Origin of the sequence: Nonomuraea basaltis (genome assembly GCF_005893125.1) — a bacterium.
Taxonomy (GTDB): Bacteria; Actinomycetota; Actinomycetes; order Streptosporangiales; family Streptosporangiaceae; genus Nonomuraea; species Nonomuraea basaltis.
Window position 1 is genome coordinate 11,838 of the sequence record NZ_VCJS01000101.1, and the last position, 25,440, is coordinate 37,277.

Here is a 25,440-nt window from a genome sequence, read left to right on the forward strand (position 1 = left end):
TGCTGCCCGGCGGGCTCCCGGTCACGGCCGAGATCGTGGGCGACGGCTCCCGCCGCCGTGACCTGGAGCACCTGGCTCGCGAGCTCGGCCTCGCCGACCGCGTCACCTTCCACGGCCTGGTCAGTGACCAGGAGGTCCTGGACGCGTACGCCCGCTGCGACGTGTTCTGCATGCCCGGAACCGCCGAACTGCAGAGCCTGGCTACCATGGAGGCCATGGCCGCCGGAAAGCCCGTCGTCGCCGCCGACGCCACGGCGCTGCCCCATCTGGTGCACCAAGGACGCAACGGACTGCTCTTCCCGCCCGGCGACGTCCCCTCCCTGGCCGAAGCCCTCGGCTCGATCCTGGGCGACCCCGAAGGCCGGACGCGCATGGGCGAAGCCAGCCGTGAGATCGTCGCCCGCCATGACATCGAGCTCACCCTGGACACCTTCGGAATACTCTATCGGGAAGCGGTCAAGCTCGCGACGGCCCGTGGCAGGGAGAACCATGAGCACACAGCGCATTCTGGTCGTTGACGACGAACCCAAGATCCGGATGACGCTGCGCGGCTATCTGGAGGCGGACGGCTTCGAGGTCCTGGAGGCCGCGGACGGCCCGTCCGGCCTCGCCTCGGCCGTCCGCGAGGAGCCCGACCTGATCGTGCTGGACGTGATGCTGCCCGGCCTGGACGGGTTCGAGGTGCTGCGCCGGATCCGGGCGACCTGCCAGGTTCCGGTGATCCTGCTCACCGCCCGGACGGAGGAGGTGGACCGGGTCATCGGCTTCACCGCGGGCAGCGACGACTACGTCACCAAGCCGTTCAGCGCCCGCGAACTGGCCCTGCGGGCGCGGGCCATCCTGCGCCGCGCCGCGCCCGGCACACCCGTACACGTCCGTGTAGGCATGCCCGCCAACCGCCCAGGACCTCCGGTGGCCGCGGCAGGCAGCCTGGAGTCGCGTGGCCGGGTCGTGCTGGAAGTGATCGACGAAGGGCCTGGCGTGCCGCTGGACGCCGCGCCGAACATCTTCGACCGGTTCTACCGGGCCGACGAGACCCGGTCCCGAACCCGCGGAGGCACCGGGCTCGGCCTGGCCATCACCGCCGCGATCCTGGAGGCCCACGGCGGCCGCGTCGAACTCAGGACAGCGTCCGGCGAAGGCGCCCGCTTCACCGTGCTGCTTTCCTTGTCCTAGGTATCCTCCCCGTCTGCGGCAGCCCTGCCGGACGGGGCCCTGACGCGGTCCCGCTCGACCAGGACCATGCGCCGGCTCGGGGACCGGACCCGGCTTCCGGCATGGTCGCCACGCCGGGACACAGACGGACCTGGGGACGCTCGCCGCTGGGCCGGCACTCGCGTGGCGAGAAACGGCGACAGCTCGATCACCATCACACTGTACGGACGGGTGAATCCCAGCGCGTTTCCAGGTGATTCCCAGTGTCGTCGATGAGCCTTGCCTGCATGACCGATTGGCTCGTTGGACTGATGGAGACTCTCGGGGCCCCTGGGGCGGGCCTCGCGATCGCATTGGAGAACCTGTTCCCGCCCCTGCCCAGCGAGGTGATCCTGCCGCTGGCGGGCTTCACCGCCAGCCGGGGCGACATGGGCCTGCTCGATGTGCTGGTGTGCACGACCCTCGGCTCGGTGATCGGCGCTCTGACGCTGTACTGGATCGGCGCGCTGCTCGGCCGCGACCGCGTGCTGGCCATCGCCGCCAAGCTGCCGCTGGTGAAGGCGTCCGACATCGAGAAGACCGAGGCGTGGTTCGGGCGTCACGGCCGCAAGACCGTGTTCTTCGGCCGGATGATCCCCCTCTTCCGCAGCCTCATCTCGGTCCCGGCGGGGGTCGAGCGGATGCCGCTACCCACGTTCACCCTGCTCACGACGGTCGGCAGCCTGATCTGGAACACCGCGTTCGTACTGGCAGGGTACTTTCTGGGCGAGAACTGGTCGCTCGTCGAGACCTACGTCGGCATCGGCAGCAACGTGGTGATCGCCCTGGTGGTGGCGGCGGTGCTGGTCTTCGTCGGGGTACGGCTGGCCGAGCGGCGCACGAGCCGCCACACGGCTCGCCGTTGAGGACCTGCGGCAGTCGGACGCGGTGACCCTCGGGGGTGTCACCGCGTACCCTACGGCTTTGCCACAACCGGCCTGATTTGCGGCGACACCAGCCCACAGCCCGATTTCCCGGCGCAGCCGCACCGATTCCTCCAAACGCTCCCGGCGGCATTCAGCCGGCCTGCGGAATGGTCGCAATCCCCAGGTGCCGAAGCGCCTCCGACTGGGTATGCCGGTCTCCCGCCAGCGTGGCCAGGTCGTATGACTGCTCGAGCAGGGGAATGGCTCTAGGGAGATCGCGCCGTACGACCTGGTGAAAACAGCCCACCGAGAACACCGACTCAGCCTCGCCCGCCGTATCGCCGAGCATCTGATACAACTGCGTCGCACGTTCGAACAACATCAGCTCACGCGGATCTTCGTGCCGATCATTGAGAAACCGCGCGTGCAAGATCCGGTCGCTGCGTCCTGACAGCGGTCGGTATCAGAGATCGGTGGGAATGGCTGCGGGGTCGCGGTTGAAGGCCTCCCGGGCGATCTCTACGCGGCTACGCTTCCCGAGCTTGGCGAGGATGTGGGAGATGTGCGTCTGTGTGGTGCGCCGGGTGAGGAACATGCTCTGCGCGATGTCGGGTGTGGAGCAGCCGGCCGCGACGAGAAGGGCGATCTTGTGTTCGGTCGGGGTCAGGGCGTCCCAGCCGTGCGCGGGCCGCTTGATCCGGGCGCCGCGCACGCCGCGGCGGATCCCGTACCGGCGCAGCCGCCCCTCGGCACGGCGGATGTCCCAGACCGCGCCGAATCCGCCGTAGAGGTCGAGTGCTTCGCCGATCAGGTGCTTGGACTCAGCCGTGTTCCCGTGTGCGGCGAGGACGACGGCCAGGTCCTCCAGCGCTCCCGCCAGCTCCACCGGCACGCCGACGGCCCGGTAGTGGTCCACCGCCGACCGCAACGGTGCCGGATCGCGCTCGTAGAGTCCTGTGCACCAGTCGGCGGCGGCCGTGGCGCGGGCCGGGACCTGCTCGGCGGCCGCCTCGGCACGGCAGGCTTCCAGCGCGGCCGCGGCGGCGGAGTCGTCGTCCACGGCGAGTGCCAGGCGGAGAACCGTCGGCAGCCACTGGTGGGTCAGCGTCATCTCGCCTGGCTCCCGGGTCAGGAGATCGCCGAGGTGTGAGAGGGCCAGGTGCTGGTCCCCGTTCTGCTCGGCGGCGAGCGCTTGCGCGCACAGCAGGAAGTCGGTGTTCTCGCGATCGGCGATCGTGACCGGTGGCTGACGCAGTCCGGCCCGCAGGTGCGCGTCGGCCGTGGCGCGATCGTCCCGGCGGACGGCGATGAGGGCGGCCACGCCGTGGCACAGCCACATGGGGCCGCGCTCGCGCAGTCCCCGGTAGATCATCGCGGAGACGCTCTGGTCGACCGAGTTGAGCTCCGCCAGTGTGTCGTCCCACCGACCCAGCCAGTAGGTGAGGACTGCGGCGGTGACGCTGAACCTGGCGTCATCGGTCCGGTCGGTGGCGAGCAGGAACTGCCGCGCCTCCCGAAGTGCCGCCTCGGCGTCCGACCACCGGCTCAGGTTCTGCAGGGTGAAGATCCGGGCATGCAGTGAATAGGACCGCAGGTCCGCGTGGTCGTCGGTGGCGTTCAGCGTCTCCAGCGCGCGATCCACGCAGTCCAGCGCGGACAGGTAGCGCCGCTGTACGGAGTGGTTGAGCCACAGATCGGTGAGCGCGTAAGCGATGGCGAACGTGTCTCCGGCCGTCTCGCCGATCTCCAATGCGCGGCGCGCGGTGGCGTCCGCGGCTTCCAGCGCGCCCGATCCTGCCCGCTGGAACATCGCCAACGAGGCGAGCAACCGGGCGCGCCAGGCGTCGGGCAGGTCTTGCTCCAATGCCTGATCCAGCGCTGCGACCGCCGCGTCGTTGTCACCGCTGCTGAACAGCGCGCGGGCCAGGACCCAGTACATCCGCCCTCGGTCGGCCGGCTCCCTCGACACCGCCAGGGCCTGCCGGGCGCGGACCGCGGCCTTCTCGTGCTCGCCCGCGCCGACCAGGATCTGGGAAAGAGCCGCGCTCAACGCGGCACGGTCACGCTCGTCCGCGACCCCGTGCTCCAGTTCCCGGTCCAGCAACTCGGCCGCGATACGCGGGGCCCTGACCGCCAGCGCCGACGCGGTGTCGGCGAGCCAGCGCCGGGTCCAGCGGTCGCCGACGCGGCCCGACTCCAGCAGTTGCAGCGCCACCCGTTGGGGCTCGACACCGCCGATACCGTCCAGCGCCCGGGCCGCGTCCTGGTGCAGCGCAACGCGCAGCGCCGTCGGCATGCCGTCGTACAGGGCCTGGCGGATCAGCGGATGCCGGAACGTCATCCGCTGACCGGCATCGACGAGGATCCCGGCTGCGACCGCCTCCTGGAGATCAGCGGAGATGTCGATGGTGGACCGGCCCAGGAGCGCTGCAACTTCCCCGACCGCGAACTCCCGGCCGAGCAGCGAGGCCACCCGCAGCATGTCGAGCGCGTCGGCCCGCACGAAGCTCAGCCGGCTGTCCAGCGCCGCGGCCAACGACCTCCGGACGGTGCTCAGCGAGGTGTTCCGCAGGTCGGCGAGCTCGCCGACCGTCACGCCGCCTTCCCGCACCAGGGACTCGACCAGCTCCCGCACGTACAGGGGATTGCCGCTGGCCTGGGCGGCAAGCTCCACCAGCGCGGGCCCCGGCGGCGCACCGGCGACATCGGACAGCAGATCATGGATCGCGTCCGGGCCAAGGGTGAGGGTCTGGCCGATGAAGCCCTTGGCCGCCTTCGCCGACAGCCCACATGGTCGGACGCGCCACGAGCCCATCGTCGAACACTGCTATCGGCCCGCGCACGGTTCACAAATACCTGGCTCTGCAGCTGACCGTACGCCGACAGGGCGCTCTCAACCACCTACCCGCCCCACGGGTGTGACCGTCTCAACAGACGAGACCGCTTCAGCCCTGCGCCGGTACCCGCGGACCGGCTGGTCCGGCTTGTGAGGGTCATCGCTTGGGCCAGTGCCAGGCGGGCTCGTCCAAGGGTTCCTGCCCGACGATGCGCGTCTGGCCGAACTCCTTGGTCAGCTCGATGGCGTTCGCGCCCGCGTCGCGAAGCGCCGCCATCAACGTGGCGGCGTGCGTGACGACCAGCACCTGGGCGTGCGCCGACGCGGTGACGACCAGGTCGGCGAGCGGAGTGAGCAGATCCGGGTGGAGACTGGTCTCCGGCTCGTTGAGCACCAACAGCGCCGGAGGACGCGGGGTCAGCAGCGCCGCGGTCCACAGCAGGTAGCGCAGGGTGCCGTCGGACAGCTCCGCGCCGGTCAGTGGCCGGAGCAGCCCATGCTGGTGAAAGGCGAGCTCGAACCACCCGTTCTGCGCGCGGACCTCGATCCGGCTGCCCGGGAACGCGTGGTCGATCGCCTTGTCCAGGGCGTCGCGATCCCCGATCTCCCGAATGGTCTGCAACGCCGCCGCGAGGTCTGCGCCGTCATGCCCCAGGACGGGCGTGCGCGTGCCGACCTGCACCGTCCGCGCGGGCGCGTGGGCGTCGGTACGCACATGGTCGTAGAAGCGCCACGAGCGGATCAGCTCGCGCAGGGTGAGCAGATCCGGCGCGCGGTAGGGGTCGGCCAGCTCGCTGAGCATGCTGTCGAACGGCCCCAGCGCATACGGCATCGGCTGCCAGGCGCCCTCGGCGTCCCGTACGCGGGCGACCGCGTTGCCGCGGTCCGCCAGCAGCGTCGAGGAGCGCAGCACCGGGCCGCCCCAGACCGCCTCGCGCTTGATCTCGGGATCGAGCGCGAAGGCCGAACTGGAGGGTGTGGGCAGGCCGAGGTCCATGGCGTAGCCGTACTCGTCGCCGGAGAAGCCGAGCCGCAGGCTGACCGGCCCCTTCCTCCGCGTCCCCTGGACCGGGTGACGTCGTTCCCGTACGGCCCGGCCCAGGTGCTCCGGCCCGGCCCACAGCGTGGACGGCAGACCGCCTTCCCTGGCCAGCGCGGCCACCGCGCCGTTCCGCGCGGAGTCGGCCAGCAACCGCAGCGCGCGGTAGAGGTTGGACTTTCCGCTGCCGTTGGCGCCGATCACCACGTTGAGCCGGTGCAACGGGAGGACGAGATGACGCAACGACCGGTAGTTCTCGACTGCGAGCGTGGTGAGCATGAACCTGCTTAATGCCGTCCGGCCAATACGCGCATGACGATACCCGGCCATGGACGATGACCCGCTGCCCTTGGGCCGAACGGTCGCGCATATGCCATGACGGCTTCATCGCCGTCCTGGGCGTCAACTCTCAAACGTCCTCACGGGGTACCGGTTCCCCGGCCGTGCGCGGACGGCACCCCAGCCGGCCAGTGCGATCACCGCGAGCGCCGCGGACGTGGACGACACCTCTATGGTGAACACCGTCGCCAGTAGCGGGGACATTCCCAGGACCGCGAGTGCCACCGCCGGCCGCACCTCACCGGTCACAACCATGGTCAGCACCAGCATGCGCTTGCGGCCCAGCCGGTCGCCGAAGTGGCCGAACACCACGCCTCCGACCGGCCTGGCCAGGTAGCCGGTGATGAACGTGCCAGGCTGGCCACCGTGCCGGCCAGGGGGGCCGAGGTTGGAGAAGAAGACCTTGTTGAACACAATGGCGGAGGCCGATTCTTTCGCTCGGGCTACCGGGCGCGGGTCACCTCCAGTACGTCGGCCAGCTGCCGCGGGGTCGGCAGGATGCGCAGCCCTTCGTCGATTTCGCGTTCCGCCCACTCGCGGTGCCACGGCTCCGCCTGCGGATCGAGGGCGACGCGCGCCTGGACCAGCAGGAAGTTCAGCCGCGACGCCACCAGCATCGTGAAGTCCGCCGGCTCGGTGATGCGTCCGGGGCCGCCCGCACGCACGCACGCCTCATACATGCCGCGCACGGCGTCGAGGTCGGCGTCCGGGCCGTCGCAGAACCAGTCGAACAGCCCCCTGGCCAGCTCCCGCCCCGGCGCGACCGCCGCGCACAACTCGGGCAGCGTGGTCAGCCGGTCGGCCAGGCGCGCCGCCCATACCCAGCACGGCTCCGACGCTCGCGCCAGCTCGTGGAGGGCGGGGACGCGGTCGTACAGGGATCCGGGGGTCCGCCGTCATGCCGATCGGTCTGCAGGCCATGGAGCTTCGCGGTCTCCCGGAAGATCACAGATTCGGTAATGCCATCGATCTTTGCCTGCTTGAGCATGGGCACGCCTGTCACTTGCTCGAATGCCTGGGCGGACAGCTCGCGGCCGACACCCCTTGTGTCCTGGCCGAGTCGGCCAGGTAGTAGTAGGTAAGCCACGGATCGTCTCGCAGGAGTATCCCGGGCGCCGCCGAGGAGATGAGGGCGGATCGGCGGCTGGTTGCGCCGCCGCCGGGCCGCCCGCCGCCTGGGCATGGCGACTGTCGGCATCTTCGTCGGGCTCGGCGTGATGCCGGCGATCAATCGATAGCCATAGGCGCATGCGTGCAAATCCTGACCGCACGTGCTAAATATTATCCATGCGGTCAAAAAATAAGCTGACCGGCCAACAATCGTTCATCGAGAAAGCCAGGCGAGCCCAGATCATCGCCTCGGCCATCGAGGTCCTGGCCGAGTCCGGCTTCGCCAACGCGTCGCTGGCCACCATCGCCAAGCACGCGGGAATCAGTAAGGGCGTCATCTCCTACCACTTCGCCGGCAAGGACGAGCTGATGGAGGAGGTGGTCAACGAGGTCTACACCAACATCACCCAGTATGTCCTGGCGAAGATGGAGGGCCTGGCCACCGCCAAGCAACTCCTGCGCACTCACATCCTGTCCGTCGCCGAGCAGATGCGCGGACACCGCAGCCGCCTGCTGGCCCTAGGCGAGATCGTCCACAACCTGCGCACCCCCGAAGGCAAGCCGCGCTACGGCGCGCACACCAACGAGGAGCTCTACCAGGCCCTGGAGCACATCTACCGCTTCGGTCAGGGCAACGGCGAGTTCCGCGACTTCGACCTCCGGGTCATGGCCATCACCCACCAGGCCGCGATCGACGCCATGTTCGCCTACTGGGCGGTCAGGCCGGAACACGACCTCAACGCCCATGCCCGCGAACTCGCCGACGTCTTCGAAAGGGCGGTCACGTGAAGACCGAGACCCGGGCCAGGCTCCTGGGCGTCGACAACCTGCGAGTGGTGCTCACCGCACTGGTGGTGCTCCACCACGTCGCCGTCTCCTACGGCAACATCCCCGCCTGGTACTACTACCAGCGGGCCACCGACCCCACCGGCACCGCGCTGGACGTCATGGTCATGTTCGACCAGGCCTTCTTCATGGGATTCTTCTTCCTCATCTCCGGCTTCTTCACCCCGTCCTCCCGCGACCGCAAGGGCGGCGGCCCCTTCCTGCGCGACCGGCTCAAGCGCCTGGGCATCCCGCTGCTGGCCTACCTGCTGCTCCTGCGCCCGCTGGTGACGCTCGGTCTCTATGACGGCGCCGTGCCGTACTGGAAGTTCTATCTGGCCTCGTGGGACCCGGGGCCGATGTGGTTCGTCGAGGTGCTGCTGGTCCTCGCGGTCGGCTACGTGGTGATACGGCGGGCTCGTCCGGTTCCACGCGTCGAGGAGAGCCCGCTGACGCTGCGCCGGATCGCGCTGTTCGCGCTGAGCCTGTCGGCGGCCACCTTCCTTTGGCGTTTCCTGGTGCCGGTGGGCACGTACTGGCCGGTCGTCGGCCTGCCCACCTCCTCCTACCTGCCGCAGTACGTGTCACTCTTCGCCGTCGGCGTGCTGGCCTGGCGGCGCGGCTGGCACTCCAGCCTGCCGCGCGCCGCCGTCCGGATCGGCTTCGGTACGGCTACCGCCGCCTCGCTGACCCTGCTCCCGCTCTCCTGGATGACCACGGGCGTGCTCAACCAGCTCCTCGCCGCGACCTGGGAGACGGTGTTCGCGATCTCCCTGATCATCGCGCTGACCGTGCTGTTCCGCGAGCGCTTCAACCGCCAGGGCCCCTTCGGCCGCTTCCTGGCCGACCAGGCCTACGCGGTCTATGTGATCCACCCGCTCGCGCTGGTCGCGGTGAGCGCCGCCCTGGACGGCCTGCACACCCTGGCGATCCTCAAGTTCACCCTGGTCGCGGCGATCTGCCTGCCCCTGTGCTGGGGCCTGGCCTACCTGGTCCGAATGATCCCCGGGGCCAAGCGAATCCTCTAGCGCGAGTTCCGGGCAAGTTAATCAAGGTCGGTTTCGGAGGCTGTTCGCGGTCTGGGTCCAGTCGTTGGGCTGGGAGTTTCCAGAGCGGTCTTGATCTCTGTAGCGAAGATCGCGCATTACCCATATATGCCGTCGATTATCGGGAAGCGCCGTGGGGCGCGGACCTACTACTACCTGGCCGAGTCGGCCCGGGTCGACGGTAAGCCGCGGATCGTCTCGCAGGAGTACCTCGGCACCGCCGAGGAGGTGATGGCCCGGCTGAAGGGCGGCGACACCGAGCTGCCCGAGCGTACCCAGCATCGGCGGTTCGGCGAGGTGGCCGCCACCTGGTCCATCATCGACGAGCTCGGCATCGCCGAAGTGGTCGATCAGGTCAGCGGACCTGGCCGGGCCGAAGCAACCGACCTGCGGCTGGTCGGGCTGGGCCTGGTGGTCACCCGGGACGGCGGCATCCCGCTGCTGTCGCACGCCTACCCGGGCAACCGGCCCGACGTCACCCAGTTCCCGGCCCTGGCCGAGGCGGTGATCGGCCGCTACGGCGACGTGCTGGGCGATGCGCCGCAGGCCACCATCGTCTTTGACGCCGGGCAGAACTCCGCCGACAACTTCACCCGCCTTGCCCGGCTCGGGCTGCACTTCGTCGGGTCGGTCCCACCCAGCGATCATCCAGGGCTGCTGGCACGCCCTGCCACCGACCGGCACCTGGTCGATGTCGAGCGGTTCGACCAGCTGACCGCATTGGAAGACCGGGTGAGCGTGCTGGGCGCTGTGCGCCGGGTGGTGCTGACCCATTCGCCCGGCCTGCATCAGGCCCAACAGGTCGGATTCGCCCAGACTGTCGGCAAGGCGAGCGGGCAGCTGACGGAGCTGGCGGCGCGGCTGGAACGGGGCAAGACCCGCCGCTTGCGCCAGGCCGTCGAGGCCGACATCGACCGCATCGTCAAACCCCGCTGGGTCGGCAGAGTCTTGCGCACCGAGCTGACCGGCGCCACCCCCGCCGACCTGCGACTGCGTTGGTGGATCGACGCTGCCGCGCACGCCGAACTCGAAGAGGAGATCTTCGGCAAGCGGATCCTGGTGACCGACCACGACGAGTGGCCCATCGCCGAGATGATCGCCGCCTACCGCTCCCAGGCCGAGTCGAGGCGGGATTCCGCCAGCTCAAAGACCCCCACGTGGTGTCCTTCTCGCCGATGTTCCACTGGACCGACCAAAAGATCCGCGTCCATCTGCTGACCTGTGTTCTGGCGCTGATGGTGGCGCAGCTAATGCGCCGCCGTGCCGACCAGGCCGGGCTTCGCCTGTCGGTCCGCGAACTTCTGGCTCACCTGGCCGCCATCCAGGAGACCGTTTTGCTGTTCCCCGGCGATCGGGGTCGTCCTCGCGCCCGGCGGATGCTCACCGACACCACGTCTGACCAGCGCAGACTCTTCGAGGTGTTCGACCTTGGGAGGTTCGCCCCGCAACGATGACGTGGGTAATACACCCCGCTGGCCACCTCGCCACCTGTGACCAGAGGGAACTACCCTCAAGATCGTCTTATCCGGAAACTCGGGCTGCGCTGGCGGAAGGACCCGCGGGGCCGGTGAAGGTGCCCAGATGCAGGCGTTGGAGTTCGTCGCGTAGCTTATTCGTGCGATGAATGACCGCGGGCCCCGCAGAGGTCGGCGGCGATACTGAATAGTCGGACGCGTGCTGATTGCCGATGCTGTTGATCGTCTTGGTGATCGAGTGCGCGATGGTAGATCTGCCGCATGACGCGGTCGGCGGCGTCGGCCGAACCGAGCATGAGGTGGCAGAACAGTCGCAGCTGTGCGTGAAGCTCCTCGTTGTGCTGGGTGATGTTTTCTGGTTCGGACATGCCGTTGGCCATGTCAGAGCCCGAACAGTGGAAACAGCCCTGAGCCGTGGAACGCGACGATCCGGCAGACGCCCTCGGTCGTGAGTGTCAGTACGTGCAGCGCATGTGGGTGGTGTGCGCCGTCGCGGCCGCGGGCGTACACCGCGAAGGCGGGTTGTCCGTTGGCGGAGGTGGGGACCAGTGCGGCCGGTCCGATCACTCGTATCTGTTTGGCCAGGAAGGCAAGGATGGTGTCGCGGCCTTCGAACCAGGTCGCGATCGGCGGCATTTCCCATCTGGCGTCCTCGGTCAATACCGCGACGAGTTGATCGACGTCCGCGGTTTCGAAGGCGGTGACGTATCGGTCGAGCAGGGCCCGCTGTCGTGGCTCGGCGGGTTCGGTCAGGTCGTCTTGGCTGAGCGGAACCTGGGCTCGGGCGCGCTGGAGCGCGCTGTTGACGGCCGCTGTCGTCATCTCCAGCAGTTGCGCCACCTCGGCGGTACGCCATTGCAGCACGTCGCGGAGAATCAGCACGGCTCGCTGTCGCGGCGGCAGCTGCTGGAGCGCTCCCACCAGCGCGAGCCGCATAGTCTGTCGTTCCACCACGACCGTCGCCGGATCGGCCGGTGCGGTGGTGAACAGGAAGTCGGGTATCGGCTGGAGCCACGGCACCTCCCGAGCTTGTGCGCCGAGCGCCGCATCCAGGTCTGTCTGGGGGGCGCCGAGATCCGCGGGCAGAGGCCTGCGTCTACTTTTTTCCAGCGCCTTGAAACACGCCCGGGCCGCGATACGGTACAGCCAGGTACGCAGCGACGACCGTCCCTCGAACGCGTCGTAGGCACGCCAGGCTTCGAGGTAGACGTCTTGCACCACCTCTTCGGCCTCGTCGACCGAGCCGAGCATGCGGTAGCAGTAGGCGAGCAGCTCACGCCGGAACGGTTCGCTCAGCCTTCCGAAATCCTTGTCGCCGGCGGCCTTGGCTTCAGTCATGGTGTGCATGATCCGCCGATTCTGTGGTGGCGGGGTGCGCGGCTCGCCCGGTCGAGCCGTATTCGTGGTGTCGCTTCAGCCACGAATATCGCGGCACCTGGGGGTATCCGTCGGGGGAGTCCTCCCAGTCCTCTTGGCGTCCGAGCGCGGTGAAGTCGAGGGAACCCAACGTTGCACCCATCGGCTCGTGCTCGCGACCGTTGATGAAGTACGTGCGGTAGACGTTGTCGCCGTCACGGATGAATGCGTTGGTGCCGTACCACTCGGCCACGCCGAAGTCGGCGTCGAAGCTGTCGATGATCGTGTACCAGGGCATGGCCCAGCCCATGCGCGCTTTCATCCGTTCGATGTCGGGTTCGGATCAGTGGACGGCGATGTCAGCCATGTCGATGGCGACGAAGACGATCTGGTCGTCGCCCATTGGGGCGTAGGCCCGTCGCGTGGCGGGGATGACGATGCCGTCGACGTCGCGGTAGTCGGCGGCGTAAAGCTGCGCCTCGACCGTCCGGCCGACGATGTCGATGGTGAAGTCGTGGCGGCGCAGCAACCCGTCCGGGCCGAAGCAGAACACCTGCGTGCGGGTGTGGCTCTTGATGTGGTCGGGGAAGGTCACTTTCAGCCGCCGCCATGTTTCACCGTCGGCCTCAATCGGGGCGATCTCCTCGCAGACGAACCCCGGCCAGGTGAACAGGAACGGCGTATTCAGGTACGTCCACAGTGCTTCCCCGGTGAAGTACGCGAGATGCAGGTCGTCCCACGGCGTCTCGAACTGGTGGCCGTCGAACGACCGTTCCGGGTCGTCGCGTGCCTCGACCACCGTGCCGATCGGTCGTTGCAGGACGACCCGGTCGGGTTCGAAGACCGACCGTCGGTCCTGGCCGACGAAGTCCATGGTCAGCCGTTCCCGCGTGGTGTCCACCTCGAAGCGGACCTTCGTCAGCGCGTCGCCTTGTCCCTTGATCTGCCAGAAGGCCCCGGTGATGGCGGCGTCGACAGCGATCGTCTGGATCCGGTTCCACCGGTCCACGCCACCGTGCGCGGCGACGGCGCTCGCGAGTAGATCGTTCATTGCTCTTGCTCCTCTGTAGGGATGCCCCGGCCGCCGAAACGGCGATCGGGGCGAGTCGGGTCAGTCGACGATGATTCCGCCGGTCAGGTTGGCGACGGTGCCGGTCATCGCGGATGCCCGGTCGGAGGCGAGGAACACCGCCGCTTCCGTGAGTTCGGCCAGCGTGGTCGGGCGCTTGCGGTGGCTCATACCACTCGCTAGCGCAATGAACTGCTCCTTGGTGATCCCCAGCGCGTCGGCGTGCAGCCCGTACACGACGTCGATGACCGGTGTCTCCACCATGCCCGTGGTGCGTAGGCAGATCGCGCGAACACCGTGCTGGGCCCATTCGGCCGACAGCGCGCGGTTGAGACCTTCCATCGCCGCCCAGCCGACGCTCATGCCGCCCACCAGGGGCAGCGGCAAGCGGGCCGGTTCGGGTGTGTGCATCATGATCACCCCCGACCGCCGGGCGATCATGTGCCGTGCGGCGGATTTCGCGGTGATGAAATGAGCCTGGGCATACGTGGTGATCGGGCGCAGGAAATTCTCGGCCGGCAGTTCGGTGAGCGGTATTCCCTGCAATCCCACGGGCGAGATTCCGATCGCGTTGAACGACACGTCGATGCTGCTGGCGTCGGCGACGACCGCGTCCAGGTGCTCGGTCACGGATTTCTCGTCCCCGGCGTCCACCACGGCGGTCTCGACTGCTCCACCCGCGGCGGAGATCTCCTTCGCGACCGTGTCGATGACGTCGAGATTTCGCGCGGTCAGGAACACCCTGGCACCTTCGTGAGCGAAACCGCGGGCCACCGCACTACCGACCGCGCCGCCCGCGCCGTAGACGACGACATTCTTGTTTTCCAGCAACATAACCTTCTCTTTCTGGTTGTTCACGCCATCGCGTGAAGTCCGTGGCCGGTGAGCTGGTACTCCCGGTGCTCGTCCTGGTTGTCGGTGTCCTGGCACAGCTGCGCGATCTCGGCGCCGACGATGGCCGGCGTGAGAAGCGGTTGCAGTGCCGCCGCGAATGTGTCGGTGTCGATTCCCTGCCGCTGGGCGTATGCGGCGACCCCGGCGGCGCCGAGTTCGGTGGCAGGCGTCAGTTGCGGCAGCACGGTGGCGAAGCCGATGCCGAGCTGGGCGCGGCGGGATTCATCGGCGGCGTATCCGGCGAGAAATCGGATCATCGCCTTTGCGCCCGAGTATCCGCCGCTGAGCGGTGAGCCGCGCAGGGCAGCCCCGCTGGATATCGCCACCACCAGGCTGCCTGGCGTCAGCGGGTGGCGCAGTGCCGCGCGGATCCAATGGAAAGCGTGTTGGGTGTCGACCTGCCAGTTGCGGCTGAACGATTCCCAGGACTGTTCGTGTACCGGGCCGATGGCGGGTGTCGCGCCCGCGTTGAGCACAAGCAACGTCGGTTGGTGTTGCTCGATCAGGGTGCGGGCGGTCTCCGCGTCGGTCGCGTCGGCGACAACCGGGACGAACGCCGCACCCAATCGTCGGTGCACGTCCGCCAATGCGTCGGCGGTGCGCGCAACGCCGACGACCTGGTGACCTTGGTCGATCAGCGCGGCGGCGATCGCCGATCCGAAGCCGCGGCCCGCTCCGGTGACCACCGCCGTGGTCTGTGACTGGCGCGATGAGCTCATACCTATACAGAGGCGAGCTCACCGCGAAAGTCATCGCTGCGGCTTGCTTCGGGTTGCCGACACGGATTCGTCGAACAACCTCAGCGCCATCACGCCATGCGTGGCGGTACCGCCCGCACACACCGCCGCGGCGACCATCGCGACACGCTGTCGTCGCGGAACAACCTCGCCGGCGCCTACCAGTCGGCGGGGGACCTGGGCCGCGCGATCCCGCTGTATGAGCAGACGCCGGCGGATCGGCAGCGGGTGCTCGCCGAGCAGGCCGAATTCTGGCTTTATGAAGACGAGTACGACACGTCGTTGCGGATACGTCTCTGGGACATCCCATCGACTGGCTACGAGGCGATCTCTACCGTGCCGCCCTCCGATGACCCGGCCCGCCTCACCTACCCGATCGTGTTGTCCGCCGCCAACATCGACCCACGAACGTGATCACGCTTGCCGGCAACATCGTCCGCGGCAGCCTCCACCGCAAGCTCGAGGCCCGACGTCACGACACCCCATCCCCGCGCTAGAGCAGCTCGTCATGGCGTCCAAACCGCTCCGGGACCGAGTCACCTCCTCCCTGCCCGCCCAAGGCGTCCTCCAACTGACCACCGCACCAACTACACCTGCGGCCGCTGCCAATGGCACGGCCAGGCCCCGAACCATCGCCACCATGGACGACAACTGGCGCGCCCCCATCTGCCGCAGCTGCTACACCGGACTGATTCAGCAGCGCCCCGGCTAACCACCCTGACCGAGTGAACCCACGTGCCTCGCCCTCAGGTTCCCGCATCTGCCCCTGCGAGATTTCACGAACCCGTCGGCTTTTCGGCAGCGGCGGCTACAACGCCGCGCTGCTGGCCGAAGTCGTCGGGCCGGATGGCCAGGTGGTCACCATTGGATGCCATTGAAGGCCTGTCGTTCGAAACGCCCGGCGAGCATGCAGTCCACCTGAACCCGACCGTAGGCGTCGACCCGATTGGTGCGCAGGACGACCGCACGCGCGGTGGCGAGGCCAGGGGCTACAGCGAACGCCTCGCGCAGGGTGACCAGGAGATAGCCGCACTACGTCAATGCGTAATAGCTGGCACGCCGGGTCTTGGTGAGTTTCTTCAGAGAGAAGTTGCCTGCCGGAGTACGGATGGGAACCGTTCGGGTACGAAGTCTGGGCCCGGTGCCAGGATCACGAGAGAAACCTCTGAGTCATTCAGTGCTACGGGGACCGCGGGTGCCTCGTTGTCCTCGAACGCCTCCGCCAGGACCGGCAGGACCACTTCTGGATCGTTCCCGCGCAGGCGCTGCCATTGCTGGTTGAGTTCCCACTGGTATCTGTCGCGCTCGCCATTGACCTGGATCAACCAACGCTGCGTGTCGGCCTCAGCGGCTAGTCGTGCGCGCTGCTTCGCTTCGGCGCGCGCTTTGCGCTGGAACATGCCGATGCCCGCCAGGGCCTGCTGTTCCCGAGGCGCTAGAAAGGTCGCAACGTTCGGTTGGGGGACGGGTGGCGCTATCGGCGGTTGCGCGGATGGAAACTCGGCCCGGTGCAGGTTGAGGATTTGCAGGAAGGCGGCCGACGTCGGCCTGGAGTTCCTCACCGGCGACCTGCAGGGCTCGCACGACCCGTCCGGGATCGTGTTCACCGTGCTGGCCGCGTTGCCGGGGATGGAACGCGAGTACATCCGCGACCGCACCCTGGAGGGCCACCGCCCTGCACCTGCGCGAGCAGAACCTCAGCCTGCGCGACATCGCCGCACGCCTGGTCATCACCACGGGCAAGCGGAAAGGGCGCCACCCCTCGGCGGCGACCGTCCTGCGCATGCTCCGTGATCACGACGCCAGGGCCGCCACCAGCACGGCAGGCGTGATCGCAGCGGCGGCGCGGTGACCTTACCGGTCCGCGCCCGGCTCGTCTTTCCGCACAGGAAGATGGTGCACCTGTCCGCACAATCCGAACCGGTGTATCAGCCTGTGTACCAGGTGGTGAAGGTCGCCCGCCTGCCCGTACCCAACGAGATCCGCGAACCGGACTGCATGATCGGCCCCAAGGTCTGGGCAGCGCGCCGCATCCGCCGTCTGGCTCTCTGGCTCCTGCCCGCCGAACCCCGCAGGCGTGCTGCTGGCACCGTCAGGTGAACTGGCACCAGGCCGCCGCAGCCGCGGTTCGCCTCGTCCGCGAGGCCCAGGCCGCCGGGGTGGACAATGAGGGCCGACCTGGTGTTCGGTGAATCTGTTCCACGCCCCGCTGCGCGAGCCGATGAAGTACGACAACGCCCACGAGCCGGTCCGAAAATATGACTGTTTTGCCGTCTGGCCGCCCGTGTCCGGGTTCCGGGCCCAGCCGCACATGCTGCGGCATAGTGCCATTACGAAGATGCGGCAGGCCGGGGTGGACCGCCGAGTGGCCCAAGAGATCGGCGGCCATGTCTCAGCCTCGTCGCAAAATGTGTATTCCCACGTCACCGACTCCGACAAGCGCGAGGCCGTCGAGATGGTGGCCGCCGCGAGAAGGCAGGCGCAGTCGTGAGCGGGCCGGACAGCCTGACCGGCACGGTGATCGCTCTCCATGAGCGGGACGCCTCGCTGATACGCCGCCAGCGGGCCTCCCATTCGGCCTCGTCACCACCGCAGGCGGACACGTAGGCCAGCGTCACCGTCAGCGTGGGCAGCTTACGGCCAGAGGCGGCCTCCGACGGCGCCGCAGCGGAGTAGTGGGCACGCTGAGCGAGCACCCGGTAGGTGGGGGTCGCTGGCCTTTCTGCGCAGGGCACGCAGGTTGGCCGCGAAATGTAACAACGAGCTGTCTCCCGTGTCCAGCGGACGCTCTGGCCGAGGCACCTGCTCTGTCCCTCCTCCGGGTCCGCCGCCACACCGACGAAGTGATCAGCTTGATCTAACAATCGTCCGCTTACCTCGTGCAACAGGCTCGGTGGTGTCGCCGGACAGACCCGGCCACGAGCTGCGCCCATACGATCAGGACCGTGTGTGCGGCTGCCGCCCCCCTTTCGCACAGGCCGCGAAGTGAGTCGGGGTCTGCGGCGGAGTAATGGTGTACCTCGAAGAAGGGACGCCATGCGGATGACCGCTCCCCCCAATACGCCGGAAAGGCTGGACGACGCCGAGCTCATCGAGCAGTCACGGCATCGGCCCGAGTCGTTCGCGGCGCTGTACGACCGCCACTTCGGCCACATCTACCGCTATGTCGCCGCGCGGGTCGGACCGCAGGTCGCCGATGACCTGGCCTCAGAGACGTTCCTGACCGCGTTTCGCAAACGACATAGTTTCGACCCCGACCGGGGCGCTGTACGCGGCTGGATGTACGGAATCGCCACCAACCTCCTCGCTGACCATCGCCGCAGCGAGATGCGGCGGCTGGAGGCGCTGGCCAGGGTGCCGGCGGACGAGCCGGGCGAGGACGAGCACTCCGACCGCGTGGCGGCGCGGGTGACCGCGGCCGGCACCCGGCGCCGGTTGGTCGCGGAACTCGGGCGGCTGCCGGACGGCGAGCGGGACGTGCTGCTCCTGGTCGCGTACGGCGACCTCAGCTACGACGAGATCGCCCAGGCCCTCGACATCCCCCTGGGGACCGTGGCCTCCCGGCTGAACCGGGTGCGCAAGAAGCTGCGCGTGGCACTGGATGACGTCGTCACCGAATCTGGAGGATCTGATGGATGAGCTGCGTGAGGGCGACGGTTCCCGTGATCTGGTCGAGCCGAGCCAGGTGGAGGCGGTCCTCGACCTGCTCGGGACGCACGAACCTTCCCTCGACACCGTCATGGAGGGACGCGCCCGGCTGCTGGCCGAGGCGGCCGCCACCGCCGCCCCCGTTCACGACCTGAAGCCCGCGCGGAAGAGGCGGCGCGGCCGGCTGGTCGGCGCCGGGCTGAGCCTGGCCGTGGCCGCCGCGGTCGCGGTGGTGGCGCCCACGATGCTGTCCGGCGGGCCTGTCTCCCTGACGCCCCAGCCCGGCACGTCGTCGCCGGCGGGTGCGCCGACCGCCCGGCAGATCCTGCTCGCGGCGGCCGTCGCCGCGGAGAAGGAGCGGGCGAGCGGTGACTACTGGCATACCGCGACGGTCACCCGCTGGAGTCTGACCGATCCCAACCGCGACTACGTGATCGAGGCCAGCCAGTCGAAGGAGTCGTGGCTAGCCGAACGGCCGGAGCTGCAGAGCTGGTGGATCGACCAGTATCTCGGCACCAAGCCCGCGACCCCGCAGGACGAGGCGGCCTGGCAGGCCGCGGGCGCGCCCACGAGCTGGCGATACCCCAAGGACATGAACGAACAGCTCTTCGCCGTCCCGTCCAAGCCGCTGGAAGCGGCGGCGGGCGAGCGAACGGCCACACGGCTCCGCGGCGGTTGGAAGGGCACGGGCGGCATCCTGACAGCGCAACCGATCACCTGGAAGGACCTGCGCGAGATCCCGGACGATCCCGACCGGCTCCGGACCTACCTCCAAGAGCGCGTCACCCGGCTGCTGGCGGACAGCGCCGGCAGCGACAGGGAGGAGGTGGGGATGCGGCACCTTCGGCAGGGCTGCGTGGAGCTCATCAGCACCTTGCCTGTCTCGGGCGAGGTGCGAGCGTCCGCGTACCGGATCCTTGCATCGTTGCCCGGCATCCGGTCAGAAGGGGAAATCACCGACCCGCTGGGCCGGGACGGGCAGGCGCTCAGCTACGAGGAAGAGATTGAGCCGGGCCTGTTCGCCACGACCCAGCTCGTCGTCGATCCCGGCACGGGCCTTCTCGCCGAGATGCGGACGACCACCATCACTCTCGCGAACGGGCGGCAGGCGGAGATCCGCAGCTCCACTGCCTACCAGGTGGCTGGCTGGACCGACGAACGCCCCGAACTGCCCGCCCGCCGAAACTGACCCGTACGCCCACACCGGGCGAGGGGAAGAGTTCCACGGGTCCGTGACGAGCCGTTGGACGCGGGCACGACCGACGCGGGCACGACCGACGGGGCGTGCCCGCGCGGTGGTGGAGCGCCCGGCGGGTCGCCCGGAGCGAAGCACATCCCGCGGATCGGCGGATAGGTAGTGATCTATTGTCAGCGATCTGGAGCATCGTATGCGACTGAGAACAACGGCGGTGGCAGCGTCCGCCCTGGTCATGCTGGCCGCCCATCCGTTACCCACGGGCGGGCGCGCAGGCAGGGCAGGACGAGCGGACCGTCACGTTGATCACCGGCGATCGGGTGACCCGCCCTGTCCGGGGGCGGAGTGATGATCGACCCCGGTGAAGGACGGGACGACCTCACCTTCCTCACCGAAGAGGAGAACGGGTGGCGGCGAGTGGTCCCCAGCGACGCCATGCCGCTGCTGGGGCAGGGACGGTTGGACCCGCGACTGTTCGACATCGATGCCCTACTGCGGGCGGGCCATGACGACCGCCGTGACCATCTGCCGCTCATCATCACACAGGCGGCCCCGCCCAAGGCACTGGCGGGGAGTTCGGCGATCACGACGCTGGCCGCGGTCGACGGCTATGCCGTACGCCAAGAGCGCGCGCGGGCCGTCCGATTCTGGACGGAGCTCACCGGCGCCCTGGGAGGCGAGGCGAAGGTGTGGCTGGACGGAGTGCGCCGGGTCTCGCTAGAAGGCAGCGTCCGGCAGATCGGCGCGCCCGCAGCCTGGGCCAGAGGGCTGACCGGCGAGGGCGTGAAGGTCGCGGTCCTGGACACCGGGATCGACGCGGCGCACCCCGACCTGGCGGGCAAAGTGAGCCTGCGCAAGGACTTCACCGACGAGCCCGACGAAAGTGACCTGGTCGGCCACGGCACCCATGTGGCCTCCACCATCGCCGGGAGCGGCGCGGCCTCCCAGGGAAGCTACCGTGGCGTCGCCCCGGGCGCGGACCTGCTGGACGGGCGGGTGTGCGGCTCGGTGTGGTGCCGCGATTCGGCGATCCTGGCGGGCATGCAGTGGGCGGCCGAGCGGGGCGCGCGAGTGGTGAACCTGAGCCTGGGTCTGGCGGACACGCCTGAGCAGGATCCGCTGGAGCAGGCGATCGAGGCGCTGAGTGCCCGGTACGGCACGCTGTTCGTCGCCGCCGCCGGAAACGAGGGCCGGGAACGCACCTGGTCATGTACCAGACCACGCTGGACATGTCGCTGGTGCTCAACCGGCTGAGCCGCGAGGGCGAGACGGTGCATCGCGCCGACGTGGCCATCATGTCGCCCTACCAGGAGGACAACGTACGCCGCTTCGGCGACTACATCTACGACCTGAACGCGCCGCTGGAGGGCATGGAGGTCCACCTCGATCTCGAGGAGGAGACAGAGGCAGCCTGAACGGCATGCCGGGCGGGGTCACCTCAGCCGACGAAGGCACGCCGTGGCGAGGCCGGCCCCGGCCTTACCACCCACCGGCGACCTCGCCCACACCGCGCCCTCCCTCATCTGGCCGGCCGGTACCGTAACCGGTAGCAGAAGAAATCGGACGCCGGCCGATGCCCAAACCAGTAGCATCGCCGGCGTCCGATGCTTCGAAAGCGCGGACTTTCCGCGTTATTTCTTGATCTCGTAGCGCAGAAGTACCACGCCATTCTCGAACCCGGTGGCCTCAATCAGCTTCAGGTCTTGCCGATCCTCGAAAATGCGCGTTCCCTTGCCGCGTGCCGCCGGGCAGACGAGCAGGGTGATCTTGTCGACGACACCGGCGTGCAGCAGGGAGCGCATGAGGGTCAAGCTGCCCCACAGCCAGATGTCCTTGCCGCTCTGCTCCTTGAGCTTCCGGATGGTGGCGGCCGGGTCGCGCGTCACGGTCGCGGCGGGAAAGTCGCCCCAGGGGGCGTCTTCCAGTTTCGACGAGGCGACGAACTTGGTGAGGTTGTTGAGCTTCTCGCCGTACTCGCCCTGTTCCTCGGCGTACGCCCAGCCCGTGGACTGGGCGTAGGTGTTCGCGCCGAGAATCAGCGTGTCGACCTCGTCGATGAGCCCCATCACGCTTGCCTTGAACGCAGGGTCGGTGGTCTCGGAAAAGGGCTCCCCTGACACGAAGCTGAGCCCGCCGTCCTCCTCCGCGGCGATGTTGTCGACGGTAACCCACTGCTGAACGATGAGCTTTCGCATCACTGACTGTGCCTTTCGAGTATTTGTCGGCTGAACAGGTCCGCCGGTACGAAGCCTTCGTGACGGATCCGACACCGGAGGAACTGGAGCGGGTCTTTTTTCGAGGACGAAACCGTGCGCGGGTTCTCGACCACTTATCTCGACATTTCCTGGCGGACTTCAACGGATTCGCGCACTGCGAGGCGGCCACAAACGGGCACGGGGAGAGCCACTTCGCGTCCCAGGCGCGCCAAGGACATGGTGGTGCCCCAGATGCAGCCGCGTCGGATCGCCGCTTCTCGATCGGCACCCGGTGTGGCCGGCAGGAGCAGGCCTTTCCGCGCACCGCGGTGAGGTTGGAGGCGTGGGCGATCCACTCAAGGCGAGCGGCCTGGCGGCGCTCAGGCGGACTGACGCTCCTCGCGCTGCCGGATCAGCTCCTCGACCGGGCTGGGCAGGGTCGTCTCGAAGTCGATCAGTTTCGCCCAGGTCGGGGTCACGACGATCCGGACCATGCCGTCGTGGTAGAGCGAATGCACCTCCGCCTCCCACACGACCCGCTGCTCGGGCGTCATCTGGTAGGTGCTGGTCTGCTGGAGGTACTCGTCCGGGATGCCGTCGACGTAGTCAAGTTCGGCCCGGCCGCGGATGAGCAAGATCTTGGGCGGGTGCGCCTCGGTGTCGATCGTCAGGGCGACCATCGGGTTCTCGCTCAAGGCCTGGAGCTTCGGAGCGTTCTTCGGCGTGCTCATGACGATCTCCGAGCCGTTCCAGGCAAAGATGATCGGGATGTTGCGGGGTGTGCCGTCCTTGGCGACGTAGGCCAGGCGGGTCACGTCGCGGGCCAGCAGTTCCCGGCTGAGCGGCCGGTTCAGAACCTCGGTGACCTCGTACGATTTCACGGTGATTCCTCTCATTGTTGTTTCTCGGCGTCGGTTCAGGGGCGTTCGGCCACTGCTTGCGCAGTGGTCGGTTGTGGTCTGGGCGGCGGGGTCCCGTTCGACAGGCGCAGGGCCGGGTTGAGCATCGCGGTGACGGCGAGCGATGCCACCGCCATCACGGTCATCGCCGCACCCGCGGGCAGGTACTGCGCGACCAGGCCGGCCAGCGTGGCGCCGGCTGCCTGCATCGCCTTCATGCCGGTGACGTGCAGGCCCAGCGCCTGACCGCGGACGTCTTCGCCGATCAGCGCGATCAGCCGTTCCTGCAGCAGCAGCGTGGAGGCGAAGCCGATCGACGCCACCGCGACGACGCCTGCCGCGACCGGCGTGCTGAGCGGCAGCGCGAACAGCAGGTACGGCACCGCGAGCAAGAATCGCAGCGGGGTGACGTACCGCCGCCGCCCCTGTGGCGACATGAACCGCCCGGCGGCCAGATCGCCGAACAGCATGCCCAGCGCCGCCGCGACGAACAGCGCGGCGGCGGACCGCGGCGCGTAGGGCACGAACAGCGCCTCGCAGCCCACCACCAGGCCGTTGGGCACCCACGTCGCCAGGTAGACGGCCCGGCGGGCCGGCGTGGACAGCAGGTGCCGGTTGACCTGCCAGGTGGCCGCGACGGACGGGCGGCCGGACGCCCGCGCCGGCCGGGCGCTGAGTCCCCACCGCAGCACCAGAGCCGCGACGAAGGCCAGCGTCGCGCTGATGGCCAGCGTCGTCCGCGGCGACACCACCGCCAGCAGGATGCCGCCGAGCGCGAAGCCGGCGATCTGCATCGCGCCGACCGAGATGTTGAGCATCGAGCGGCCGAGCACGTACCCGTTCGGCGGCACGATCTCGTTGAGCAGGCCGTACCGGACACCGCCGCCGATCGAGCTGACCAGGCCCAGAGCCAAGATCACCGCGAACATCGCCCACAGCGGCATGCCCGGCATGGCCAGAGCCGAGGCGGCCAGGCCGCCGGCCAGCGCGGTCAGCGTCAGCGCCGTACGCGGTCGCACCCGGTCGGCCACCGACAGCAGCGTGGTGGCGCCGAGCAATTCGGCGAACGACGGCCCGAACATGCTCAACGCGGCCAGCAGCGGGGAGTCCGTGCGGGCATACACCAGCGTGGCGAGCGCGAGCCCGTTCAGCGTGGTCGAGGCGACCTGCGCGCACGAGGCCGCGAACAGCGGGGTGAACTCGGGTGTTCGAAACAGTTCCTGGTACGTACGCATCGCTGGGGATTCCCTTACTCTCGTCCGCCGTCGGGCCTTCACAGCCTCCGGCGGCCGGCACTGGCTCGGCCGTTGTGGTTGACCCGGTCATCCAGCCCATCTCGGCTCACTGACGAGCCTGCACCCAAGAGGTCTTATGCGTCTAATGCCACCTTTAGCGAGAATCCATCGATAGGATTGATGAATGCTCGATATCGTCCGGCTTCGCGTCCTGGCGGCGGTCGCCGCCCACGGCTCGGTCACCGAGGCGGCCAAGACGTTGCACTACTCCCAGCCCTCGATCAGCCACCATCTGGCCCGGCTGGAAGCGGCGACCGGAGCCAAGCTGATCCAGCGCGCCGGGCGCGGCATCCGGCTCACGCCCGAAGGCGAGCTGCTCGCCCGCCGCGCGGCGGAGATCGTCGGCCGGGTCGACGCGGCCGGCGCCGAACTGGCCGCCCAGCTCGGGCTGCAGACCGGCCGGGTCCGCCTCACGGCCTTCAGCTCGGCCTTGAGCGTCCTGGTCCCGCCCGCGGCCGTGGCGCTGACCCAGTCGTACCCGAACATCGAGCTGCACCTGGCCGACGCCCATCCCACGGTGGCCCAGCGGCGGCTGCGCGACGGCTCGGCCGACCTGGCCATCGTGCACCGCTACGACGACATCGTGCCGGACGACGGCATCCGCTACTCCTACCTCCTCGACGACCCGATGTACCTGCTCAGCCGGCACCCCGGCCAGACGCTCGCCGACCACCGGGACTCGGCGTGGATCGCGGGCTGCGAGAACTGCCGCGGCGAACTGCTCCAGTTCTGCGAAGCCGCCGGATTCAGCCCGCGCATCATCTACACCAGCGACGACATCGTCGTCGAGCAGGCCTTCGTCGCCGCCGGGCTCGGGGTCACCACCATGCCCGGCCTCGCGCTGCGCTCACACCACGCGGACGGGGTCATCGCCAGCGAACTGACCGAGTTCCGGCGCCGCATCTACCTCGCCACGTTCGGCGAACCACCCGACCCGCCCGCCACGACCGCCTTCATCACCGCCCTGCGGACCACCATCAACGCCCTCCAGTTGGGGGAGACGCCCTCTCCCAAGACGGGTCAGTCGTGGGAGCCGGGGCTGCTCGAACATCAACGCGATGTCGCTGACCTTGAGCTGATCCAGCCTGAGCCGCGCCAGGGGGTGAGGTAGAGGCGGATGTGGCCTTCGTAGGAGCGGCGGGTGGTCTCCTTGATCTTCCGCTTGCGGTTGAGGAACTCGGCCGGCCACTGCTCGACGGTGATCTCCTGAGTGAGATGCTGCCCGGTCTTGATCTTGCGGCGGATCGTTTCCGCGTTCGGGAGGGTGTCGGTCTCGGCCAGGGTGCGTTTGATCAGATCGGCGATCTGGGTACGGGCGGCCGGCTCGCGCGAGTCGGCCAGCGCCAGCGTCAGCCGGCCCAGGATGCGGCAGAAGATCAGATAGAAGAGACGGAGCGCCACGAACTCGAGCATGCCCCACCC

31 protein-coding genes are annotated in these 25,440 nt (G+C 68.6%); 15 read left to right on the forward strand and 16 right to left on the reverse strand.

Annotated features, from left to right (window positions below; all coding sequences use genetic code 11):
• Window positions 1-32: 32 nt before the first annotated feature.
• The 3 genes from EJK15_RS37150 to EJK15_RS37165 all read left to right on the forward strand — a co-directional run bounded on the left by EJK15_RS37150 (window position 33) and on the right by EJK15_RS37165 (window position 2,060).
• Complete coding sequence (locus EJK15_RS37150; protein WP_276615467.1) at window positions 33-518, forward strand: glycosyltransferase; 486 nt, start codon at window positions 33-35, stop codon at window positions 516-518.
• On the forward strand, window positions 490-1,176 hold the full coding sequence (locus EJK15_RS71135) for a response regulator (RefSeq protein ID WP_171074736.1): 687 nt from the start codon (window positions 490-492) through the stop codon (window positions 1,174-1,176). Before EJK15_RS37150 ends, EJK15_RS71135 begins: the two co-directional genes overlap by 29 nt.
• Window positions 1,177-1,442: 266 nt before the next feature.
• On the forward strand, window positions 1,443-2,060 hold the full coding sequence (locus EJK15_RS37165) for a DedA family protein (protein WP_138715160.1): 618 nt from the start codon (window positions 1,443-1,445) through the stop codon (window positions 2,058-2,060).
• Window positions 2,061-2,211: 151 nt separating this feature from the next.
• Here EJK15_RS37165 and EJK15_RS37170 read toward each other — a convergent pair whose 3' ends face one another.
• The 5 genes from EJK15_RS37170 to EJK15_RS37190 form a co-directional block, all read right to left on the reverse strand.
• A complete protein-coding gene (locus EJK15_RS37170; protein WP_138715161.1) occupies window positions 2,212-2,490 on the reverse strand; it encodes a hypothetical protein in 279 nt (92 codons plus the stop codon).
• A gap of 33 nt (window positions 2,491-2,523) precedes the next feature.
• Complete coding sequence (locus EJK15_RS37175; RefSeq protein ID WP_138715162.1) at window positions 2,524-4,875, reverse strand: LuxR C-terminal-related transcriptional regulator; 2,352 nt, start codon at window positions 4,873-4,875, stop codon at window positions 2,524-2,526.
• Window positions 4,876-5,053: 178 nt separating this feature from the next.
• Window positions 5,054-6,214 carry an AAA family ATPase gene (locus tag EJK15_RS37180; protein WP_138715163.1) on the reverse strand — a complete coding sequence of 387 codons (1,161 nt, stop codon included), beginning with the start codon at window positions 6,212-6,214 and terminating at the stop codon, window positions 5,054-5,056.
• 123 nt (window positions 6,215-6,337) lie between these two features.
• A complete protein-coding gene (locus tag EJK15_RS73155; RefSeq protein ID WP_206061329.1) occupies window positions 6,338-6,688 on the reverse strand; it encodes a hypothetical protein in 351 nt (116 codons plus the stop codon).
• Between the two features lie 29 nt (window positions 6,689-6,717).
• Complete coding sequence (locus EJK15_RS37190; RefSeq protein WP_138715164.1) at window positions 6,718-7,050, reverse strand: hypothetical protein; 333 nt, start codon at window positions 7,048-7,050, stop codon at window positions 6,718-6,720.
• A 511-nt stretch (window positions 7,051-7,561) separates the two neighbouring features.
• Here EJK15_RS37190 and EJK15_RS37200 point away from each other — a divergent pair.
• The 4 genes from EJK15_RS37200 to EJK15_RS73160 all read left to right on the forward strand — a co-directional run bounded on the left by EJK15_RS37200 (window position 7,562) and on the right by EJK15_RS73160 (window position 10,709).
• A complete protein-coding gene (locus EJK15_RS37200; RefSeq protein WP_138715165.1) occupies window positions 7,562-8,173 on the forward strand; it encodes a TetR/AcrR family transcriptional regulator in 612 nt (203 codons plus the stop codon).
• On the forward strand, window positions 8,170-9,237 hold the full coding sequence (locus EJK15_RS37205; RefSeq protein ID WP_138715166.1) for an acyltransferase family protein: 1,068 nt from the start codon (window positions 8,170-8,172) through the stop codon (window positions 9,235-9,237). The genes EJK15_RS37200 and EJK15_RS37205 overlap by 4 nt, the downstream gene beginning before the upstream one ends.
• A 126-nt stretch (window positions 9,238-9,363) precedes the next feature.
• Window positions 9,364-10,473: an IS1634 family transposase gene (locus EJK15_RS37210; RefSeq protein ID WP_206061330.1), complete on the forward strand. Its 1,110-nt coding sequence runs from the start codon at window positions 9,364-9,366 to the stop codon at window positions 10,471-10,473.
• A gap of 17 nt (window positions 10,474-10,490) precedes the next feature.
• A complete protein-coding gene (locus EJK15_RS73160) occupies window positions 10,491-10,709 on the forward strand; it encodes a hypothetical protein (protein WP_206061331.1) in 219 nt (72 codons plus the stop codon).
• A gap of 155 nt (window positions 10,710-10,864) precedes the next feature.
• On the opposite strand, the gene EJK15_RS37215 is transcribed toward EJK15_RS73160, so the two are convergent.
• The 6 genes from EJK15_RS37215 to EJK15_RS37240 are packed head-to-tail and all read right to left on the reverse strand — an operon-like array spanning window position 10,865 to window position 14,735.
• Window positions 10,865-11,110 (reverse strand): hypothetical protein, encoded by a 246-nt coding sequence (locus tag EJK15_RS37215; RefSeq protein ID WP_206061332.1) that lies wholly within the window; start codon window positions 11,108-11,110, stop codon window positions 10,865-10,867.
• 1 nt (window position 11,111) lies between these two features.
• On the reverse strand, window positions 11,112-12,068 hold the full coding sequence (locus EJK15_RS37220) for a sigma-70 family RNA polymerase sigma factor (RefSeq protein WP_138715167.1): 957 nt from the start codon (window positions 12,066-12,068) through the stop codon (window positions 11,112-11,114).
• Window positions 12,061-12,408 (reverse strand): DUF899 family protein, encoded by a 348-nt coding sequence (locus EJK15_RS37225; RefSeq protein ID WP_138715168.1) that lies wholly within the window; start codon window positions 12,406-12,408, stop codon window positions 12,061-12,063. Before EJK15_RS37225 ends, EJK15_RS37220 begins: the two co-directional genes overlap by 8 nt.
• Window positions 12,409-12,429: 21 nt before the next feature.
• Window positions 12,430-13,137: a hypothetical protein gene (locus tag EJK15_RS37230; protein ID WP_138715169.1), complete on the reverse strand. Its 708-nt coding sequence runs from the start codon at window positions 13,135-13,137 to the stop codon at window positions 12,430-12,432.
• Between the two features lie 60 nt (window positions 13,138-13,197).
• Window positions 13,198-14,013, reverse strand: a complete 816-nt coding sequence (locus tag EJK15_RS37235; RefSeq protein WP_138715170.1) for an SDR family NAD(P)-dependent oxidoreductase — start codon at window positions 14,011-14,013, stop codon at window positions 13,198-13,200.
• Complete coding sequence (locus EJK15_RS37240; protein WP_206061333.1) at window positions 14,010-14,735, reverse strand: SDR family oxidoreductase; 726 nt, start codon at window positions 14,733-14,735, stop codon at window positions 14,010-14,012. Before EJK15_RS37240 ends, EJK15_RS37235 begins: the two co-directional genes overlap by 4 nt.
• A gap of 129 nt (window positions 14,736-14,864) precedes the next feature.
• Here EJK15_RS37240 and EJK15_RS73165 point away from each other — a divergent pair, with 129 nt between their 5' ends.
• Window positions 14,865-15,200 (forward strand): tetratricopeptide repeat protein, encoded by a 336-nt coding sequence (locus EJK15_RS73165; RefSeq protein WP_206061334.1) that lies wholly within the window; start codon window positions 14,865-14,867, stop codon window positions 15,198-15,200.
• A gap of 665 nt (window positions 15,201-15,865) precedes the next feature.
• Here the strand turns inward: EJK15_RS73165 and EJK15_RS71140 are convergent.
• Entirely contained in the window at window positions 15,866-16,432 is a 567-nt protein-coding gene (locus EJK15_RS71140; RefSeq protein ID WP_171074737.1) for a hypothetical protein, read from the reverse strand.
• 277 nt (window positions 16,433-16,709) lie between these two features.
• Here EJK15_RS71140 and EJK15_RS71145 point away from each other — a divergent pair, with 277 nt between their 5' ends.
• The 6 genes from EJK15_RS71145 (at window position 16,710) to EJK15_RS37280 (ending at window position 21,044) form a co-directional block, all read left to right on the forward strand.
• Window positions 16,710-16,886: a hypothetical protein gene (locus EJK15_RS71145; protein WP_171074738.1), complete on the forward strand. Its 177-nt coding sequence runs from the start codon at window positions 16,710-16,712 to the stop codon at window positions 16,884-16,886.
• 88 nt (window positions 16,887-16,974) lie between these two features.
• On the forward strand, window positions 16,975-17,277 hold the full coding sequence (locus EJK15_RS37260; RefSeq protein WP_138715173.1) for a tyrosine-type recombinase/integrase: 303 nt from the start codon (window positions 16,975-16,977) through the stop codon (window positions 17,275-17,277).
• Window positions 17,278-17,828: 551 nt separating this feature from the next.
• Window positions 17,829-18,425 (forward strand): RNA polymerase sigma factor, encoded by a 597-nt coding sequence (locus EJK15_RS37265; RefSeq protein WP_138715188.1) that lies wholly within the window; start codon window positions 17,829-17,831, stop codon window positions 18,423-18,425.
• Window positions 18,418-19,623 (forward strand): CU044_5270 family protein, encoded by a 1,206-nt coding sequence (locus EJK15_RS37270; RefSeq protein WP_138715174.1) that lies wholly within the window; start codon window positions 18,418-18,420, stop codon window positions 19,621-19,623. Before EJK15_RS37265 ends, EJK15_RS37270 begins: the two co-directional genes overlap by 8 nt.
• Window positions 19,624-19,977: 354 nt before the next feature.
• The gene (locus EJK15_RS37275) at window positions 19,978-20,883 is read left to right on the forward strand and encodes a S8 family serine peptidase (RefSeq protein ID WP_138715175.1); all 906 of its coding nucleotides are present in this window, start codon (window positions 19,978-19,980) and stop codon (window positions 20,881-20,883) included.
• Window positions 20,838-21,044 carry a Tn3 family transposase gene (locus EJK15_RS37280; protein ID WP_138715176.1) on the forward strand — a complete coding sequence of 69 codons (207 nt, stop codon included), beginning with the start codon at window positions 20,838-20,840 and terminating at the stop codon, window positions 21,042-21,044. The genes EJK15_RS37275 and EJK15_RS37280 overlap by 46 nt, the downstream gene beginning before the upstream one ends.
• Before the next feature lie 216 nt (window positions 21,045-21,260).
• Here EJK15_RS37280 and EJK15_RS37285 read toward each other — a convergent pair whose 3' ends face one another.
• The 3 genes from EJK15_RS37285 to EJK15_RS37295 all read right to left on the reverse strand — a co-directional run bounded on the left by EJK15_RS37285 (window position 21,261) and on the right by EJK15_RS37295 (window position 23,958).
• Window positions 21,261-21,824 carry a dihydrofolate reductase family protein gene (locus tag EJK15_RS37285; protein ID WP_138715177.1) on the reverse strand — a complete coding sequence of 188 codons (564 nt, stop codon included), beginning with the start codon at window positions 21,822-21,824 and terminating at the stop codon, window positions 21,261-21,263.
• 380 nt (window positions 21,825-22,204) lie between these two features.
• Window positions 22,205-22,705 carry a pyridoxamine 5'-phosphate oxidase family protein gene (locus EJK15_RS37290; protein ID WP_138715178.1) on the reverse strand — a complete coding sequence of 167 codons (501 nt, stop codon included), beginning with the start codon at window positions 22,703-22,705 and terminating at the stop codon, window positions 22,205-22,207.
• Window positions 22,706-22,740: 35 nt separating this feature from the next.
• Entirely contained in the window at window positions 22,741-23,958 is a 1,218-nt protein-coding gene (locus EJK15_RS37295; RefSeq protein WP_206061335.1) for an MFS transporter, read from the reverse strand.
• A gap of 184 nt (window positions 23,959-24,142) precedes the next feature.
• On the opposite strand from EJK15_RS37295, the gene EJK15_RS37300 reads away from it, so the two are divergent.
• The gene (locus tag EJK15_RS37300; protein ID WP_138715179.1) at window positions 24,143-25,129 is read left to right on the forward strand and encodes a LysR family transcriptional regulator; all 987 of its coding nucleotides are present in this window, start codon (window positions 24,143-24,145) and stop codon (window positions 25,127-25,129) included.
• On the opposite strand, the gene EJK15_RS37305 is transcribed toward EJK15_RS37300, so the two are convergent.
• Window positions 25,069-25,431 (reverse strand): hypothetical protein, encoded by a 363-nt coding sequence (locus tag EJK15_RS37305; protein ID WP_138715180.1) that lies wholly within the window; start codon window positions 25,429-25,431, stop codon window positions 25,069-25,071. The two genes, EJK15_RS37300 and EJK15_RS37305, sit on opposite strands and share 61 nt — an antisense overlap.
• Between the last annotated feature and the right edge of the window lie 9 nt (window positions 25,432-25,440).

Excerpts from the sequence above, each read along its gene's own strand:
- EJK15_RS37285 (WP_138715177.1), bottom strand. The coding sequence starts at position 21,824 with ATGCGAAAGCTCATCGTTCAGCAGTGGGTTACCGTCGACAACATCGCC.
- EJK15_RS37305 (WP_138715180.1), bottom strand. The coding sequence starts at position 25,431 with ATGCTCGAGTTCGTGGCGCTCCGTCTCTTCTATCTGATCTTCTGCCGC.
- EJK15_RS73165 (WP_206061334.1), top strand. The coding sequence starts at position 14,865 with ATGCGTGGCGGTACCGCCCGCACACACCGCCGCGGCGACCATCGCGAC.
- EJK15_RS73160 (WP_206061331.1), top strand. The coding sequence starts at position 10,491 with ATGGTGGCGCAGCTAATGCGCCGCCGTGCCGACCAGGCCGGGCTTCGC.
- EJK15_RS37165 (WP_138715160.1), top strand. The coding sequence starts at position 1,443 with ATGACCGATTGGCTCGTTGGACTGATGGAGACTCTCGGGGCCCCTGGG.
- EJK15_RS37275 (WP_138715175.1), top strand. The coding sequence starts at position 19,978 with ATGATCGACCCCGGTGAAGGACGGGACGACCTCACCTTCCTCACCGAA.
- EJK15_RS37270 (WP_138715174.1), top strand. The coding sequence starts at position 18,418 with ATGGATGAGCTGCGTGAGGGCGACGGTTCCCGTGATCTGGTCGAGCCG.
- EJK15_RS37200 (WP_138715165.1), top strand. The coding sequence starts at position 7,562 with ATGCGGTCAAAAAATAAGCTGACCGGCCAACAATCGTTCATCGAGAAA.
- EJK15_RS37265 (WP_138715188.1), top strand. The coding sequence starts at position 17,829 with ATGACCGCTCCCCCCAATACGCCGGAAAGGCTGGACGACGCCGAGCTC.
- EJK15_RS37225 (WP_138715168.1), bottom strand. The coding sequence starts at position 12,408 with ATGAAAGCGCGCATGGGCTGGGCCATGCCCTGGTACACGATCATCGAC.
- EJK15_RS37220 (WP_138715167.1), bottom strand. The coding sequence starts at position 12,068 with ATGACTGAAGCCAAGGCCGCCGGCGACAAGGATTTCGGAAGGCTGAGC.
- EJK15_RS37215 (WP_206061332.1), bottom strand. The coding sequence starts at position 11,110 with ATGGCCAACGGCATGTCCGAACCAGAAAACATCACCCAGCACAACGAG.
- EJK15_RS37230 (WP_138715169.1), bottom strand. The coding sequence starts at position 13,137 with ATGAACGATCTACTCGCGAGCGCCGTCGCCGCGCACGGTGGCGTGGAC.
- EJK15_RS37300 (WP_138715179.1), top strand. The coding sequence starts at position 24,143 with ATGCTCGATATCGTCCGGCTTCGCGTCCTGGCGGCGGTCGCCGCCCAC.
- EJK15_RS71140 (WP_171074737.1), bottom strand. The coding sequence starts at position 16,432 with ATGTACTCGCGTTCCATCCCCGGCAACGCGGCCAGCACGGTGAACACG.
- EJK15_RS37280 (WP_138715176.1), top strand. The coding sequence starts at position 20,838 with ATGTACCAGACCACGCTGGACATGTCGCTGGTGCTCAACCGGCTGAGC.
- EJK15_RS37295 (WP_206061335.1), bottom strand. The coding sequence starts at position 23,958 with ATGCGTACGTACCAGGAACTGTTTCGAACACCCGAGTTCACCCCGCTG.
- EJK15_RS37180 (WP_138715163.1), bottom strand. The coding sequence starts at position 6,214 with ATGCTCACCACGCTCGCAGTCGAGAACTACCGGTCGTTGCGTCATCTC.
- EJK15_RS37210 (WP_206061330.1), top strand. The coding sequence starts at position 9,364 with ATGCCGTCGATTATCGGGAAGCGCCGTGGGGCGCGGACCTACTACTAC.
- EJK15_RS71135 (WP_171074736.1), top strand. The coding sequence starts at position 490 with ATGAGCACACAGCGCATTCTGGTCGTTGACGACGAACCCAAGATCCGG.
- EJK15_RS37175 (WP_138715162.1), bottom strand. The coding sequence starts at position 4,875 with ATGGGCTCGTGGCGCGTCCGACCATGTGGGCTGTCGGCGAAGGCGGCC.